Below are 15,779 nucleotides of genomic sequence, written 5' to 3' on the forward strand. Positions count from 1 at the left end.
TCAGGCTTTTCCAGGAAATGGAAAGCAACTCTGGGCATAAAGTAAGCTGTTGTTTAATATTTAGAAAAATGTTGGTTAAAAGTAAGTACTTTAGTTTTCATGCTTCCACATAACGACTATGATTAGTTATGGTTTACTCGGTACACAAAAATATACAAGGAATGTTTATGAACCGCACACCTGTTGTAGCTCGTGTGGCAAAGGCTTTGGGCCTAACAATTGCCTCACTTTCGTTTTTAAGTGCGTGTGACACAGCACCACCTCCACCTCCTGCTGTTAAAGCAAACGTGAAAGTTCTTGAAGTTGCTATGAAAGAAGTAACGCCAAGTAATGATTTTGTTGGCAGAACTGAAGCAACCCAAGATATCACTATCAAATCTAAAGTGCGTGGTAACTTGTTAAAAACCAACTTCGAAGAAGGTAGCATTGTAGAGGAGGGCGCTTTACTGTTCGAAATAGACCCTGCGCAATACGATGCTGCAGTTAAGGCTTCTAAAGCCCTAGTTGCACAAGCAAAAGCTGCCTACGATACAGCTGTTTTAAACTTTAAGCGTGGTGAAGGCCTTATTAAGGATAACTTCATTAGCCAGTCTGACTATGACAACTTACTATCACGTAAATTACAAACAGCAGCATCTTTACAAAGCGCGAATGCCGAATTAGATAACGCAAAACTTGAGCTTGGCTACACCAAAATTTATGCGCCGTTTACTGGCCGTATTAGCCGAGCGGCTGTTTTTACCGGTGATTTGATTTCACCTGATCAAACCGAGCTGGCCGATCTAGTTCAAATGGAGCCTGTTTGGGTTAACTTCCAACTACCAGAAAAGGTGCTTATTGAGGCTCAACGTGCTCATAAGTCTGTTACTACTCCTTTTAAACTTAGCGACTTCCCGGTAAAAATTAAATTTCCTGACGGCACCATGTTCGATGAAGTCGGCAAAATGGATTTTGTTGATAACCGAGTTGATGCCACCACAGGTACCTTAGCAATTCGTGCCGAATTCCCTAACAAAGAACACATCATCGTTCCTGGCCTATATGTAACCGTAATTATTGAATCGCCAGAAATGCAAGAGGTGATGTTAATTCCTCAACGTGCGGTACAAGAAGACCAACAAGGTCGTTATGTGCTAACCGTTGATAAAAAGAACATGGTTGGTCGTCGTAATGTTGAACTTGGCCAGCGCTATGGTATCGACTGGGAAGTAGAGAAAGGCTTAGAAAAAGGCGACTTGGTTATCACTGAAGGTTTACAAAAAGCCCGAGTTGGCGCTGAAGTAGACCACGAAATGGATACTGTTCAACCATTCTCTGATACCCAATCTTAAGGAGTCGGTGATGATTAGTAAGTTTTTTATTCATCGACCCAAGTTTGCCTTTGTTATTTCTATTGTTTTAACTTTGGCTGGCTTTTTGTCGATACCGGTATTGCCGGTAGCAGAGTTCCCCAATATTTCTCCGCCAATGGTCTCGGTAACCACCAGTTACCCAGGGGCTAGTGCAGAGGTAGTCGCAGATACCGTCGCTAAGGTAGTTGAAGCCGAAGTAAACGGTGTAGAAAACATGATCTACATGGAATCAAAAGGTGCGAATGATGGTAGTTATACCCTCAACGTAACTTTTGAAGTGGGCAGTAATGTTGACATGGCACAGGTCAACGTACAAAACCGTGTTCAACAAGCAATGCCCCGTCTTCCTTCCGAGGTGCAACGAAATGGTGTGAAAGTAGAGAAACAAGATCCAAGTATTCTGATGATGCTTAACCTTGTTTCTCCTAACGAATCTCTAGATAACCTGTTCCTAAATAACTATATGGGGATCAACATTAAAGATAACCTTGCTAGGGTTAACGGGGTATCTAAAGTAAGCATTATCGGTGGCATGGACTATTCGATGCGTATTTGGTTAAACCCAGACCGCATGGCCAGTTTAGGTGTTACCGTAGATGATGCTATTGCATCGATTCAAGAACAAAACATCCAAGTTGCAGCAGGTCGAATTGGCGCAGCACCAGTTCCGCGCGATCAACAGTTCCAGTACACCTTATCTACTAAAGGTCGTTTAAGCCATCCAGAAGAGTTTGAAGAAATTATTATTCGTTCAAACCCTGATGGTAGTGCAGTATACCTTAAAGATATTTCACGAATAGAGCTTGGCGCTGCGAGTTATGATGCAGAAGCGATGTTAGATAACAAAGCGTCAGCGTTATTGTTTATCTATCAAGCCAGTGGCGCAAATGCTTTAGAGGTGGCAAAAGGTGTTCGCGAAGAGTTATCTCGTTTAGAAGAGCAATTCCCTGAAGATATGGACTACAAAGTGTTGTACGACACTACCCAGTTCGTTGAAACTTCAATTGACGAAATGCTTGAAACACTGCTTATCGCAATCGCACTGGTAATCTTTGTTGTTTACATCTTCTTGCAAGATGTAAGGCAAACCTTGATTCCTGCTATTGCAATTCCGGTGTCTCTTGTAGGTACTTTTGCGTTTTTACTTGCAACTGGCATGAGCATTAACACTGTATCTTTGTTCGCCTTGATTCTTGCGATTGGTATTGTGGTAGATGACGCCATCGTTGTTGTAGAAAACACCACGCGATTAATGCAAGACGAAGGGTTAAATGCTGTTGAAGCGACCACTAAGTCTATGCAAGAGGTTACAGGGCCAGTTGTTGCCACTACATTGGTGCTATTAGCTGTATTTGCACCAACCGCCGTAATGCCTGGTATTACTGGTCAAATGTATGCCCAGTTCTCTATAACTATTTGTATTTCTGTGCTTATCTCGTCAATTAACGCACTAACGTTAAGTCCTGCTTTATGTGCTTCTTTATTGAAGAAACCTAAAGTTCACGAAAAAGGTTTTCATGCCTTTTTTAACAAACACTTTGATAAAGCCACCGGCAAATACACCGGTTTTGTTACCGGAATGGTAAGAAAGCTATCTATTGTTGGCATCGTTTATGTGTTGCTAATTGGTGCTACCGGTTACTTGGCTACCTCACTTCCTTCTGGCTTTGTGCCAACCGAAGATAAAAAAGCCTTCTTTATTGATGTGCAGCTACCAAATGGCGCATCCATTAACCGTACTAAAGAAGTTGTTTCAAGAATGGTTGATGAGCTAAATGAGCTTGAGGGGGTAACTAACGTTATTTCAGCTAGTGGTTATTCGATTATCTCTGGCGCCGTTTCTTCAAACGCAGGCTTAATGGTGGTGATTCTATCTCACTGGGATGAACGTAAAGACCCTGCTTTAGTTGAATCTAATATCGTTCAGCGAGCGAATGGTGTGTTAGCCAGCTACAACGAAGCCCAGGCTGTTGGCTTCTCGCTACCTGCACTTCCAGGGGTTGGTACGGTTGCTGGTGTCGAGTTCTTCATTCAAGACACGCTAGGTCGTACACCTGCTAGTTTAGCAAGCGTGATGCGTGCAACAGCTGTAGAAGCGGGTAGTGCACCCGAATTAGCAGCTGCATTTAGTACTTATCGTGCAGATGTACCGCAATTGTTCGTAGACGTTGACCGACAGAAAGCTAAGGTTCAAGGAGTGCAGTTAAGCAGCATTTTCATGACCTTACAGACTATGTTAGGTTCAATGTATGTGAATGACTTCAACCGCTTTGGTAAAGTTTTCCGGGTAAACATGCAAGCCGAAACTGAATTTCGAAATTCAGAGCAAGACATTGCTCGTTTCTATATTCGAAATAAGTTTGATGAAATGGTTCCTCTCAACACTTTAGTTCAAGTAGAGCCTAAGTTAGGGCCTGAGTACATCAACCAATTCAACTTGTATGGCGCAGTAAAGATGAACGCTTTCCCTGCACCAGGGTTTAGTTCTGGTCAAGCGATTGATGCGGTGAAGCGGATTGCCGAAACCACCTTCCCAGCAGGTTATACCTATGAGTGGTCGGGTCAAACCTACCAAGAACTTAAAGCGGGTAACTTAGCACCATTTATTTTTAGTTTGGCTTTAATTTTTACCTACTTATTCTTAGTTGCTCAGTATGAAAGCTGGACGGTTCCTATCTCCGTAATGCTGGCGGTTCCTATCGCTATTTTAGGTGCATTTGTATACATTTGGATCATGGGTTCAGATGTAAACTTGTATACCCAAATTGGCTTAGTATTGCTGATAGGCTTGGCGTGTAAAAACGCGATCCTTATTGTGGAGTTTGCTAAGCAATTACGTGAAGGTGGAATGAGCATTCGAGACGCTGCTGTTAAAGCTGCACGCTTACGCTTCCGAGCAGTATTGATGACTGCGTTCTCATTTATTCTTGGCGTTATTCCTCTTGTGATTGCGACTGGTGCTGGTGCAGCTAGCCGTATTTCTCTAGGTTACGCCGTAATGGGTGGGATGATAGCTGCAACTATTGTTGGTACCTGTTTAGTGCCTGTTTTCTATGTAATGCTGCAAGGCTTACGAGAAAAAGTAAAAGGCGTTAAGGATGCTGAAGACCAATAGTTAACAAAGGTTTAAATGCAAAAAAAGCCCGAAATATCGGGCTTTTTTATTGCTTAGAATTGATGAAGTTTTACTGTTCAGGGTCGAAAAAGTAACAACAGCGTAGTTTAGGATCGAAGTTTTTTACTAAACTTGCCGGCACATCTTCCCATCTAACGGTTTTGTTTATCTTCAGCTCTTCTTTAGTCAAATCCATAATATTTGCGTTTGCAAAGTTTTTACCTTTCTCTAGTAGCAATACTCTTGGTTTTAACTTCTCTTTTGGATTACTAGACATCACCATTGCGAAGCCGCTATTCGATAAACTCACTATTGAGCCAGGCGGATAAATACCCAAAGTATTCATCAGTTGCTCTAAGTAGAGCTTGTTGTATTTTGTTTCGGCATTCTTGTAGAGAGAAGCGAAGGCTTCTTGGGGAGTCATACCCTTTTGATTGGGCAAGGGCGCACACAAATGTTCAAACGCATCCACAATCGCTAAAAGTTGGGTGGCTTTGCTTAGTTCCTTAGCTTTTAACCCCTGAGGGTAGCCAGAACCATCAAGGCGCTCATGGTGATTAACGACTATTGGTAATACTTCTTCAGGAAAAGAACCGGCCTTTTTTATAAGCTCAGCACTAAATTTGGGGTGAGTTTGATAGAAGTTTTGTTCGGCTTGAGTCCATTCGCTTGGTTTTCTACGAATCTGTTGAGGTACTTTCAACTCACCGATATCGTGAATCATCGCTGCAATACACAAATGCTGGCATTCTTTTTCGGTAAACCCAAGGTTTTTGGCAACTAAGATTGAGAGCACAGCTACATTTACGCTATGAAAGAAAATGTCTTCATCGCTACTAGGCTCCAAGCTTACATAAACACTATGAGCCGCCGATGATTTGAACATCATTTGTAATGTAATGTTCACTTGCTCAAAGATACTGTAATAAGCCTCTTCGGGTTTACTGGTAAACTTAGTTAACGCTAAACGGAAGTTTTCTGCATTTTGTAAATAGGCTTTGTTTGCCCGTTTTTGTCCTTCCCTAAGCTCATCTAGCCAGGCTTGATCTGGGTCTACTTCTGCTACCTCTGCTTTATCCTCTTTCAGTGCATCATTTAGGTTAACTTCAGGAGTCGCTATTTTAGACTTACTAGGAACAATTTCAATGAGATCTAATCCTAAGGATTTAACAACTGTTAGCTGCTCATCATTTTTGATGAGAAAGTTGTTACGCATGAAAGGATGCGCTGTCCAGCCTAGAGGAAGGCTGATGTAATGTCCGACTTGTAAGGACTGAGTGGGTATTTCCGTTTTAGACATAGGCCTAGTTTTATTAATCCTTTGAGTAATTGTAGTAAATAGTCACAGATTTATAAATGCTTGATTGTTCATAACAAGTCGCTTAGCACACTTATTACCGCTACAATCATCTTTAAGTATATTTGCTAGGTTAAACAACTTGATTTCTCGAGTGAGTTACAGTTTTCAATAACGAGATAATCATCATTAAAATCATGAAAAATAAAGAGATTACTTTAGCTATTACTGGCGCTTCAGGTGCGCCTTATGCGCTGTGTTTATTAGAGCAACTAGTCAAAAAGCAGTTTACTATTCACCTGCTAGTTTCTAGTGCTGCAAAAGTAGTATTAGCTACGGAAGTTGATGAACAGTGGCCGAGTAGTCCAGAGAAAGCACAAGCATTCTTGCAAGAGAGGTTTAATGCTAAGCCCGGACAAATTGTTGTACCAGGTAAAAATGAATGGTTTTCACCAGTTGCTTCTGGATCTGCTGCTCCAAAAACAATGGTTGTGTGCCCTTGTAGTATGGGGACGTTAGCCTCTATTGCTATGGGGCTTTCAGATAACCTTATTGAACGAGCAGCCGATGTTGTAATTAAAGAGAAAGGTAAGTTGATAATGGTGCCTAGAGAAATGCCTTTCTCGGCGATCCATTTAGAAAACATGCTTAAATTAGCTAAGTTGGGGGTGGATATACTGCCAGCTAATCCTGGTTTTTATCATAAGCCAGAGACCATTCAAGATTTAGTAGAACATGTAACTGCGCGGATTCTTGACCATATAGGCATAGAAAATGACTTAGTAGCGCGTTGGGGATATTCAGCTAAATAAATAGGGGAAGGTAAATACAGGTGATTAGATCACCTGTATTTTTAGATACTAATCTTCGCGGCTTTCGCAGTCTGCTTTGGTGCAGTTGCCGTACAAGTACAAGCTATGGTTAGTCAGTTTGATATTGTTTTCTTCGGCGATATCTTTTTGTCTTTGTTCAATCATATCGTCGTTAAATTCAATCACTTTGCCGCAGTCTAAACACACTAAGTGATCGTGGTGATGTTGGCTATTTAATTCAAATACCGACTTTCCGCCTTCAAAGTGGTGACGGGTAACAATGCCAGCATCATCAAACTGGTTAAGTACGCGGTAAACCGTTGCTAAGCCAATCTCTTCGCCTTGGTCAATTAAGAGCTTGTATAAGTCTTCCGCACTAATGTGCTGGTTATTAGGTGTTTGCAGCAGCTCTAGAATTTTCATTCTTGGCAAGGTCACTTTAAGGCCCGCTTTTTTTAGAGCTAAATTATTATCAGACATAGGTGAAATTTTTTCCCTTGCTGTTATTCATTCCATAACTGCCCAGTAGTATACGGATTTACATGACAAACAGAAAGCTTGATAAGAAAACTTGTAGCACAGTTAAATATTTATTAACCTATCGTTAACATGTCTGACCAGTTGAGTTTATGGATATTCTACTAAAAAGAGCAGCCGTTGCGAGATCTGTCCTTAATCTTTGGCCACCATTTTGGGGTTCTGGGATTAAGATCACCCAGCTCAGCAAGGATTTTCACTTTTGCCGAGTTCAATTAGCATTTCGATGGTGGAATAAAAATGCTAACCGCTCACAGTTTGGTGGAGCAATGTTTGCGATGACCGATCCTATTTATCCGTTAATGTTAATGGCAATTTTAGGCAACAAATACCATATTTGGGACAGTGAATCTTCGATTAAGTTTGTAACGCCTGGCCGAACAAAAGTGTTTGCAAAGTTCCAATTGGATAAAGCATTCATTGAAACCATTTTGAACGCGGCAGCTTCTGGAGAAAAATTTGAGCCTGAAGTGTCAACAGAGGTTTTTGACGAGAAGGGCAAAGTTGTTGCGGTTATAAAACGTAAGCTATATATCCGACTTAAGCGGCAGTATCGCCCCGAGTTGAAGCAAGTCGCTTGAATGCATTACTGAATCAGACTTAAGTTTTTCTTGTAGCGTTCTATAACTTTGGTTACGTAGTTTTGTGTTTCTTTAAACGGTGGAATAGTAAAGCCATAACGCTTAACTGTATTTTCACCTGAGTTGTAAGCCGCTAGCGCGAGTTGCAGTGATTCGAACTCGTCTAGTAACCAGCGTAAGTAGCGGCTACCTGCTTCTATGTTTTGTTCTGGAATGAAAGGGTCAGTAACAGAAAAACGCTCTGCGGTAGCCGGCATTAACTGCATTAAACCCATGGCACCGGCACGGGATACTGCATCATGTTTATAGTTTGATTCCGTCGCTACAACGGCGTGTACCAATGCAGGGTCAAGTTTATGACGTTTTGCGCTGTCTACAATTAATTGATGGTATGGGCGCTCACTGGGTGCACGTTGAGGTAATGATTTAGCTTTTGGGGGATCTAGCGATTTAGGCGTTCGCATCAACAAACGCCATTTAGAGCCTTTCTTTTCTTGAGCAAAGTGCATCACACCATGTTGGTCTTCATAAAACCAAACATCGGCTCTAGCTACACTAGATATCCCAATTAAAATTAATAATAAGTATTTAAACAATTTGCTCTCCCTCTTAACCAAGTTAAGCATAAACTTGGCCAACTATACGAGGGCCAGATACAAAAACTGGGCTTTCGCCCAGTAATTTCAGTCAGCTAATTCAGCTAAGCACATTTCTTCATAAACTTGCTTACACCAGCCTTTAACACGTTCTTGGGTTAGCTCTGGCTGACGATCTTCATCAATGCCTAAACCTACAAAGTGTGCGTCATCTGCAAGTGCTTTTGATTCTTCAAAATCGTAGCCTTCTATTGGCCAATGACCCACAACAGTAGCGCCTTTATTTACTACAATGTCGTTGATAGTGCCCATGGCGTCTAAAAAGTACTCGGCGTAGTCTTCTTGGTCACCACAACCAAATATTGCTACTAATTTCTCAGAAAAATCAATTTGTTCTAGGTCAGGGAAAAAGTCATCCCAGTCACATTGAGCTTCACCGTAATACCAGGTGGGGATACCCAATAGAATTAGTGAAAAATCATCAATGTCTTCTTTAGAAGACTTGGCAATGTCTTTTACTTCAACTAGTTTTTTACCTAGCTCTTTTTGAATCATTTGCGCAACAGCTTCGGTGTTACCGGTGTCGCTACCAAAAAATATTCCTACACTCGCCATAAATGTTACCTGTAATACAAACTATTGATTTGTTGAAAATTGACTAACTTGTTTGTTTAGCATCTTTTCGATTAACTCACTGCGGCTTATGCCGGACTCAGTAGCCAATTGATTTAACTGTTCGAAGAGAGCTAGCTCTACTTTCAACTCGATTCTTTTAAGACCATTTGCACGATCGCGTTTCAGCTGGTTGCGCTTATTGGTTTTTAACTGATCTTTTCGCTCTAAAGGGTTAGTTCTTGGTCGCCCAACTCTTTTTTCACTGGCGAATAGATCAATAGTGGTTCGATCTGTATTTTGTTTTGCCATTAATTATAAAACAACCGTCTAAGCTAAGCCGCTGCCTTCCCAAGATAGCTGAATTAGCCCTTTTGCAATAAAGCCTGCACACCCCAAAAACAATACTAGCCATACTATTGCGCGGCCGAAAGGAGGTACATTGCCTTTTTTTAATACGTCTTGAATAGCCATGCCGATAAAGAAAAATAGAACAACGAAGCCAATATTTAGCGCTAGGCTTTCTATAAGATCTATATGCTTTGCGAACATCACTATCCTTGAGATAAAAATTCGACGCGCACTATACCATAAAGCGTCACAAGGTGTTAAATATGCTTGGCTAAAAACTGCTCAGTTAAACGGTTGAAAATAGCTGGTTTTTCAGCGTGTAACCAATGTCCGGTTCCGGCAATCATTTTGAGCTCGGCCTTAGGAAATTGTTGACCTACCGTTTGCTGATATTCACTCACAATATAGTCTGAGTTTTCGCCTTTTATAAACAAACAGGGACGCTTAAATTGCCCAAACTCTTTCCAACCAATGATGTTGTTGTAGCATAGCGCTAGTTGCTTTACGTCGAATAGCCATCGCCAGCCTTGGTTTGTCTTCGTTAATGACTTAAGTAAAAACTGGCGTACGCCTGCTTCTTGAATATGCTTCGCTAACAGTTGCTCTGCTTCAGAACGCGAGTTTATATCTTTAGGATCAAAGCTATTTAATCCTGAAAAAACCGCAGCATGGTTGTGTTGGTAAGCTACAGGAGCAATGTCAGCAACAACAATAGTGTTAACTAAATCAGGGTAGAGTTGCGCAGTAGCCATAGCTATTTTGCCACCCATGGAGTGGCCAACAATTGCGCAGTGGGGAATATCAAGCTTGTCACATAAGGCTTTAATCGCTTTTGCTTGATGTTGGTAGTCCATAGAATCTGAGCGAGGAGACAAACCGTGATTCAAGGTATCCACACTGATAACTCGATATGATAGTTCCGTAAGGTGCTTTGCTAATAAACCTAAATTAGACAAACTGCCAAATAGCCCATGAATGAGCAGGATAGGGTAGCCTTGCCCTTGTTCTTTATAATGTAGGTCCAACAATATTGCTCCGCAAATGTCACAAAATTGTTAGTCTGCCTTTGCAGCTCTATTACTACAAGTATTTGAAAGGCATTTCTTTGTTCACTAATTAGCCTTTCGAAGGATCTAACTCGGATTGTTGGTGAGTTATTAACGCTGCTATGTATAATAATTAGTTATGTTAAGAGCTTTGCAATCCTAGAAAGAAACGATGAAAACGATAGAAATTGAAGAAGATTTGTATTTATACATTGCCAGCCAAACTAAACACATTGGTGAAAGTGCCTCAGATATCCTTAGGCGACTGCTGGAAGTAGATGGCCAAGAATTACAACAAGCACAGGCAGAAAATGTAGTTGTAAGTAACGAAGAGGCCAACGTTGAGCAAGAGCTAGTAGTTGAAGCAGTAAACACTGATTCGCTAGCGCAAACTGATGTGGCCGATATTGACCCTCTAAATTATTTCAATTTTTCTGAAATATCGGAAGCGGGCAGTTCTACTAAACGTTTCTTATCTTTGCTTTCTGGTCTTTATGCTATTGATGGTGAGCGGTTTGCTAAAGCTTGTGTATTAAAAGGAAGTAAGCGTGAATACTTCTCGCAAGATAAAGACTTATTATTGGCCTCTGGAAAAACCAGCAAGCCTCAAGCTATTCCAAACAGTCCTTATTGGGTGATCACAAATACCAACACTGCGCGTAAAAGGCATATCCTGCAACACGTTGCCAGTGAAATGGGCTTACAAGAATTTCAAATTGAACGCTTATGTGAAGCGGTCTAACTTTTTATCTTTAACTTAAGCATCGGAGAAGCTATTAATGGCTATTCACCCTTTAGCAGGTAAGCCAGCTCAGGCTGAGCATCTTGCAAACATTCCACGTTTAGTGGCTGATTATTATCTATTAGAACCTGACGTATCTGTTCGAGAGCAGCAAGTGGCATTCGGCACTTCTGGCCACCGTGGTAGCTCAAGCAAAAAAGCGTTTAACGAAAACCATATTTTGGCAGTAAGCCAAGCAATTGCAGAATACCGTTTAGCTCAAGGAACTACTGGTCCTTTATATATAGGTAAAGATACCCACGCGTTATCAGAGCCAGCTTTTTGCTCAGCTATTGAGGTGTTTGCAGCAAACGGTGTAGAAGTACGCTATCAAGAAGGGCTGGGGTACACGCCAACGCCAGTTATTTCTCACGCCATTTTGGCTTACAACCGTTTAGGTAAAGAACAAGCAGACGGTGTAGTAATTACACCTTCACACAACCCACCAGAAGATGGCGGCTTTAAATACAACCCACCGAACGGTGGTCCGGCTGACGGTGACGTAACCAAAGTGGTTCAAGACCGCGCCAATGAAATTCTGGCTAATGGCTTAAAAGAAGTTAAGCGCATTAGTTACGACGAGGCTATCGCAAAACCTTCTATTGTCGCTATTGACTACATTAAGCCTTATGTTGACGACTTAGCAAACGTGTTAGATATGGATGCGATTGCTAAAGCCAAAGTAAAAATTGGCGTTGATCCATTAGGCGGTAGTGGTATCGCGTATTGGTCGGTAATTGCTGAAACCTACGGTTTAGACATTGAAGTAGTTAACGACCGTGTTGATCCAACCTTTTCGTTTATGACCTTGGATAAAGACGGCAAAATCCGCATGGATTGCTCGTCTCCCTATGCAATGGCAAGCCTCATCGCATTAAAAGATAAGTTCGATGTAGCAGTAGCTAACGATCCAGATTACGACCGCCATGGCATTGTGACCAAAAGCAGCGGTTTACTTAACCCTAATCATTACCTAGCTGTAGCGATTAACTATCTGTACTCACATCGAAGCCAGTGGGGAGCTGATGCAGCAATTGGTAAAACATTAGTATCAAGCTCAATGGTTGACCGTGTTGCAACTAGCCTAGGCCGTGAACTTAAAGAAGTACCAGTTGGCTTTAAATGGTTTGTAGACGGTTTATTCGATGGCAGCATTGCCTTCGGTGGTGAAGAAAGTGCTGGTGCTTCATTCCTACGTAAAGACGGTGGTGTTTGGAGTACCGACAAAGACGGAATCATATTAGCCTTACTCGCGGCAGAAATTATCGCTGTTACCGGTAAAGATCCTGGTGAACATTATCAGGGGTTTGTTGAACAGTTTGGCGAGCCTTGCTACAAACGTATCGACGCACCAGCCAGCATTGAACAAAAAGCGGTGTTAAGCGCACTAGACCCAGCCATGGTTGAAGCAGAAACCCTAGCTGGTGAAACGATTACCGCCAAGTTAACTGCTGCACCAGGTAACGGTGCAGCTATTGGTGGACTAAAAGTGGTTACCGAGAATGGTTGGTTTGCTGCTCGTCCGTCGGGAACTGAGGCTATCTATAAGATTTACATGGAAAGTTTCAAAGGTGAAGAGCATCTAGCCTTAATTGAACAAGAAGCTCAAACCATTGTTTCTGCAGCATTGGCAAAAGCTGGTCTATAATCTATAAGCACCGAATGAAGGGTATTGAATAAATACCCTTTTTTTGTGCATAAATTCCGCCTGAAAACGTATGCCAACTGCTTCAAATTGCAAGTTCTGTAATAGTTTTGTTACAAAAGCGCATTACAATGGTATAGGTCTATAATTTGAACGATTTGAGTCAAAAGCCCCGTATTAATTGATTCCGATCAAGATTGCTTCCGATTTACTTATGAAAGCATTTTCAAATGCTGGGCTTTTGGCGGGTTTTCTTTACACTTCATTTCGGTTCTTTGAGTGAAAAAGCATTTTTTCCAAAAAATGCATAAAAATTTAGTCTTGAGAGAGGCTTTTTTACCTAAATGTGATGTAGAACGTATATAATATCGTTCCGCATCGGTAACATGAGCTCGGATTTTTGAGCACATACAGTCTTTTGTAGCATTTGTTGTTCGGTTAACCATCGAATGCTACGTTGGAAGATGTCACCACAAAGGTTAGATACAAAGGAAATTCACATGGCCGCTAAAAAGGCAAAAGCAACAAACACAGTAGCGTTATCAAAAGATCAGTTTAAAGATGCTATCGTTAAACATCTTCGTAGTACTTGTGGTACTGACGAAGCTCGTGCTAACAATCAAGCTTGGTGGAAAGCCACTTGTGCAGCAGTAAACGAGTTGGTTTTCGAACGCTTAACTGAAACCTCTAAAGCGAATGCTGAGAAAGATTCTCGTGCAGTTCACTACCTATCACTTGAATTCTTGATGGGCCGTTTAACAGTGAACAACATGCACAACGTAGGCGTTTTTGGCGCTGCACGTGATGCATTGGCAGATCTTGGTAAAGACGTTAACGACATCTGTGACGAAGAGCCTGATATGGCGCTTGGTAACGGTGGTTTAGGTCGTCTAGCTGCTTGTTTCATCGATTCTTTGGCTACTCTTAACTACCCAGCGGTAGGTTACGGTATCCACTACGAGCACGGTCTATTCCGTCAAGAAATTCAAGGCGGTCGTCAAATCGAACGTCCTGATAGCTGGCGTGAATACGGCAACCCTTGGGAAATCTGCCGTCCAGAATCAATTCAAGAAGTTCCTCTATACGGTTACGTAGAAACTGTATTTGGCGAAGATGGCAAAATGCGCAAAGTTTGGCATGCTGGTCGTCAAATCAAAGGTGTGCCATGGGATATCCCAGTAGTTGGTTACGAAGCTAAAACTGTAAACGTATTACGTTTGTGGGAATCTAAAGCTGCTGACTTCTTTGATTGGGACGTTTTCAATGCCGGTGGTTACATCGATTCTCAATCTGAGAAATCTCAAGCTGAAGCTGTATCTAAAGTATTGTATCCAAACGATGAGTCAGAAGCTGGTAAAGAACTTCGTCTAATCCAACAGTACTTCTTCTGTGCTTGTTCACTAAAAGACATCATTCGTCGTTACAAGCGTAACCACAGTGATTTCTCTCAGTTCTCTAAGCAAGCTGTTATTCAGTTGAACGATACTCACCCAACTGTTGCTATTCCTGAGTTGATGCGCATTCTTATCGACGAAGAAGGCTTGGTATGGGATGACGCGTGGGCTATCTGTAAAGAAACTTTCGCATACACTAACCACACTCTATTGCCAGAAGCGCTAGAAAAATGGGCTGTGTACTTGTTCGAGAAAGTACTTCCACGTCACCTAGAAATCATTTACGAAATCAACCGTCGCTTCCTAGAAGACGAAGTTGAAGCTAAATGGCCTGGCAACGACGAAATGAAACGTCACCTTTCTATTATTGAAGAAGGTGAGACTCGCATGGTTCGCATGGCGTTCTTATGTGTTGTTACTTGTTTCAAAACTAACGGTGTTGCAGCAATGCACTCAGAGTTGGTTAAAGAAGATTTATTCCCAGAGTTCTACGAACTATGGCCTGAGCGTTTCGTTAACGTAACAAACGGTGTAACTCCACGTCGTTGGTTGCTTGCATGTAACGAACAGCTAGCTAACATGTACAACGAAACCGTTGGTACTGATTGGCCGCTAAAACTAGACGAGCTTAAAGGCGCTGCTAAATTTGCAGACGACGCTAAGTTCCAGAAAAACTTCATGGCGATTAAACGCGAGAAGAAAGTAGAACTAGCTGACAAGATCGAAGAGCTTTGTGGTATCAAGGTAAGCCCTGATGCAATGTTCAACGTTCTTATTAAGCGTCTACACGAGTACAAGCGTCAGCACTTAGCACTTCTACACATCCTTGCACTTTACCGTCGTTTACTTGAAAACCCAGATTACGATATGGGCCCACAAGTATTCATCTTCGGTTCTAAAGCTGCTCCTGGTTACAAGTTAGCTAAAGACATTATCTACGCAATCAACAAAGTTGCAGATAAAGTGAACAACGACCCACGCATTAAAGACAAGCTTAAAGTTGTGTTCATGCCTAACTACCGTGTAACGCTAGCTGAGAAACTATTCCCAGCGGGTGACGTATCTCTGCAAATCTCTACTGCAGGTTACGAAGCATCAGGTACTGGTAACATGAAGTTTGCTCTAAACGGTGCCCTAACTCTAGGTACTATGGACGGCGCAAACGTAGAAATCCGTGAAGAAGTTGGTGACGAAAACATCTTCATCTTCGGTATGGATTGTGACGAAGTTAAAGCCCTTAAGGCTGCTGGTTACAACCCATGGGATTACTACTACGGTAACCCTGAGCTGAAAGCTGTTCTAGATTGGTTAGAAACAGACTTCTTCACTCCTGGCGCACCTGGTGAACTAGCTTCAATCAAGCATAGCTTGCTAGAAGGTGGTGACCCGTACCTAGTATTGGCAGACTTCGAGTCTTTCACTACTCAGTACACTGCAGTAGACGTTGCTTACCGTGACCAGAAGAAGTGGGCTAAGATGGCTATCATCAACTCTGCTTCAGTAGGCAAGTTCAACTCAGACCGCTCTATTGAAGATTACGTAGATCGTATCTGGAAACTTGAAAAAGTTATGCCTAACTAAGAACCTTAGTTCTTAGCTAAAAAAGGGAGACAATGTCTCCCTTTTTTTATGTGTGAAAAACTAGCATACTATTGGCCAC

14 protein-coding genes are annotated in these 15,779 nt (G+C 41.9%); 7 read left to right on the top strand and 7 right to left on the bottom strand.

All coding sequences use genetic code 11. From position 1 onward, the window contains the following. Nucleotides 1-167: 167 nt before the first annotated feature. Together K5620_RS10395 and K5620_RS10400 are read left to right on the top strand one after the other, a co-directional pair. On the top strand, nucleotides 168-1,331 hold the full coding sequence (locus tag K5620_RS10395; protein WP_016403248.1) for an efflux RND transporter periplasmic adaptor subunit: 1,164 nt from the start codon (nucleotides 168-170) through the stop codon (nucleotides 1,329-1,331). A gap of 10 nt (nucleotides 1,332-1,341) precedes the next feature. Next, nucleotides 1,342-4,467: an efflux RND transporter permease subunit gene (locus K5620_RS10400; protein WP_221077486.1), complete on the top strand. Its 3,126-nt coding sequence runs from the start codon at nucleotides 1,342-1,344 to the stop codon at nucleotides 4,465-4,467. 70 nt (nucleotides 4,468-4,537) lie between these two features. On the opposite strand, the gene K5620_RS10405 is transcribed toward K5620_RS10400, so the two are convergent. After that, on the bottom strand, nucleotides 4,538-5,767 hold the full coding sequence (locus K5620_RS10405) for an HD-GYP domain-containing protein (protein ID WP_084681966.1): 1,230 nt from the start codon (nucleotides 5,765-5,767) through the stop codon (nucleotides 4,538-4,540). Nucleotides 5,768-5,961: 194 nt separating this feature from the next. Between K5620_RS10405 and K5620_RS10410 the strand changes: the two genes are divergently transcribed. Beyond that, on the top strand, nucleotides 5,962-6,576 hold the full coding sequence (locus K5620_RS10410) for a flavin prenyltransferase UbiX (RefSeq protein WP_016403244.1): 615 nt from the start codon (nucleotides 5,962-5,964) through the stop codon (nucleotides 6,574-6,576). A gap of 48 nt (nucleotides 6,577-6,624) precedes the next feature. Here the strand turns inward: K5620_RS10410 and fur are convergent, their stop codons facing one another. Beyond that, nucleotides 6,625-7,056 (bottom strand): ferric iron uptake transcriptional regulator, encoded by a 432-nt coding sequence (gene fur, locus K5620_RS10415; RefSeq protein ID WP_016403243.1) that lies wholly within the window; start codon nucleotides 7,054-7,056, stop codon nucleotides 6,625-6,627. 149 nt (nucleotides 7,057-7,205) lie between these two features. On the opposite strand from fur, the gene K5620_RS10420 reads away from it, so the two are divergent. Next, on the top strand, nucleotides 7,206-7,694 hold the full coding sequence (locus K5620_RS10420) for a DUF4442 domain-containing protein (protein ID WP_040307525.1): 489 nt from the start codon (nucleotides 7,206-7,208) through the stop codon (nucleotides 7,692-7,694). A gap of 5 nt (nucleotides 7,695-7,699) precedes the next feature. Here the strand turns inward: K5620_RS10420 and K5620_RS10425 are convergent, their stop codons facing one another. The 5 genes from K5620_RS10425 to K5620_RS10445 all read right to left on the bottom strand — a co-directional run bounded on the left by K5620_RS10425 (nucleotide 7,700) and on the right by K5620_RS10445 (nucleotide 10,281). After that, nucleotides 7,700-8,290, bottom strand: coding sequence for a lytic transglycosylase domain-containing protein (locus K5620_RS10425; RefSeq protein WP_016403241.1), 591 nt, complete (start codon nucleotides 8,288-8,290; stop codon nucleotides 7,700-7,702). An 87-nt stretch (nucleotides 8,291-8,377) separates the two neighbouring features. After that, nucleotides 8,378-8,905: a flavodoxin FldA gene (fldA, locus tag K5620_RS10430; protein ID WP_016403240.1), complete on the bottom strand. Its 528-nt coding sequence runs from the start codon at nucleotides 8,903-8,905 to the stop codon at nucleotides 8,378-8,380. Nucleotides 8,906-8,926: 21 nt separating this feature from the next. Beyond that, nucleotides 8,927-9,214, bottom strand: coding sequence for a LexA regulated protein (gene ybfE / locus K5620_RS10435; protein ID WP_016403239.1), 288 nt, complete (start codon nucleotides 9,212-9,214; stop codon nucleotides 8,927-8,929). Nucleotides 9,215-9,232: 18 nt separating this feature from the next. Continuing rightward, nucleotides 9,233-9,454, bottom strand: coding sequence for a DUF2788 domain-containing protein (locus tag K5620_RS10440; RefSeq protein ID WP_016403238.1), 222 nt, complete (start codon nucleotides 9,452-9,454; stop codon nucleotides 9,233-9,235). A 56-nt stretch (nucleotides 9,455-9,510) separates the two neighbouring features. Next, nucleotides 9,511-10,281 (bottom strand): alpha/beta fold hydrolase, encoded by a 771-nt coding sequence (locus tag K5620_RS10445; RefSeq protein ID WP_246612325.1) that lies wholly within the window; start codon nucleotides 10,279-10,281, stop codon nucleotides 9,511-9,513. A gap of 190 nt (nucleotides 10,282-10,471) precedes the next feature. Here K5620_RS10445 and seqA point away from each other — a divergent pair, with 190 nt between their 5' ends. From seqA to K5620_RS10460, 3 genes are all read left to right on the top strand, one after another. Next, nucleotides 10,472-11,041, top strand: coding sequence for a replication initiation negative regulator SeqA (seqA, locus tag K5620_RS10450; protein ID WP_016403236.1), 570 nt, complete (start codon nucleotides 10,472-10,474; stop codon nucleotides 11,039-11,041). A 37-nt stretch (nucleotides 11,042-11,078) separates the two neighbouring features. Then, a complete protein-coding gene (gene pgm / locus K5620_RS10455) occupies nucleotides 11,079-12,728 on the top strand; it encodes a phosphoglucomutase (alpha-D-glucose-1,6-bisphosphate-dependent) (RefSeq protein ID WP_016403235.1) in 1,650 nt (549 codons plus the stop codon). Between the two features lie 497 nt (nucleotides 12,729-13,225). After that, nucleotides 13,226-15,700, top strand: coding sequence for a glycogen/starch/alpha-glucan phosphorylase (locus K5620_RS10460; protein ID WP_016403234.1), 2,475 nt, complete (start codon nucleotides 13,226-13,228; stop codon nucleotides 15,698-15,700). Nucleotides 15,701-15,779 lie beyond the last annotated feature (79 nt).

The sequence above is a fragment of the Agarivorans albus genome, from assembly GCF_019670105.1.
Lineage (GTDB): Bacteria > Pseudomonadota > Gammaproteobacteria > Enterobacterales > Celerinatantimonadaceae > Agarivorans > Agarivorans albus.

Excerpts from the sequence above, each read along its gene's own strand:
- K5620_RS10395 (WP_016403248.1), top strand. The coding sequence starts at position 168 with ATGAACCGCACACCTGTTGTAGCTCGTGTGGCAAAGGCTTTGGGCCTA.
- K5620_RS10400 (WP_221077486.1), top strand. The coding sequence starts at position 1,342 with ATGATTAGTAAGTTTTTTATTCATCGACCCAAGTTTGCCTTTGTTATT.
- K5620_RS10405 (WP_084681966.1), bottom strand. The coding sequence starts at position 5,767 with ATGTCTAAAACGGAAATACCCACTCAGTCCTTACAAGTCGGACATTAC.
- K5620_RS10410 (WP_016403244.1), top strand. The coding sequence starts at position 5,962 with ATGAAAAATAAAGAGATTACTTTAGCTATTACTGGCGCTTCAGGTGCG.
- fur (WP_016403243.1), bottom strand. The coding sequence starts at position 7,056 with ATGTCTGATAATAATTTAGCTCTAAAAAAAGCGGGCCTTAAAGTGACC.
- K5620_RS10420 (WP_040307525.1), top strand. The coding sequence starts at position 7,206 with ATGGATATTCTACTAAAAAGAGCAGCCGTTGCGAGATCTGTCCTTAAT.
- fldA (WP_016403240.1), bottom strand. The coding sequence starts at position 8,905 with ATGGCGAGTGTAGGAATATTTTTTGGTAGCGACACCGGTAACACCGAA.
- ybfE (WP_016403239.1), bottom strand. The coding sequence starts at position 9,214 with ATGGCAAAACAAAATACAGATCGAACCACTATTGATCTATTCGCCAGT.
- K5620_RS10440 (WP_016403238.1), bottom strand. The coding sequence starts at position 9,454 with ATGTTCGCAAAGCATATAGATCTTATAGAAAGCCTAGCGCTAAATATT.
- seqA (WP_016403236.1), top strand. The coding sequence starts at position 10,472 with ATGAAAACGATAGAAATTGAAGAAGATTTGTATTTATACATTGCCAGC.
- pgm (WP_016403235.1), top strand. The coding sequence starts at position 11,079 with ATGGCTATTCACCCTTTAGCAGGTAAGCCAGCTCAGGCTGAGCATCTT.
- K5620_RS10460 (WP_016403234.1), top strand. The coding sequence starts at position 13,226 with ATGGCCGCTAAAAAGGCAAAAGCAACAAACACAGTAGCGTTATCAAAA.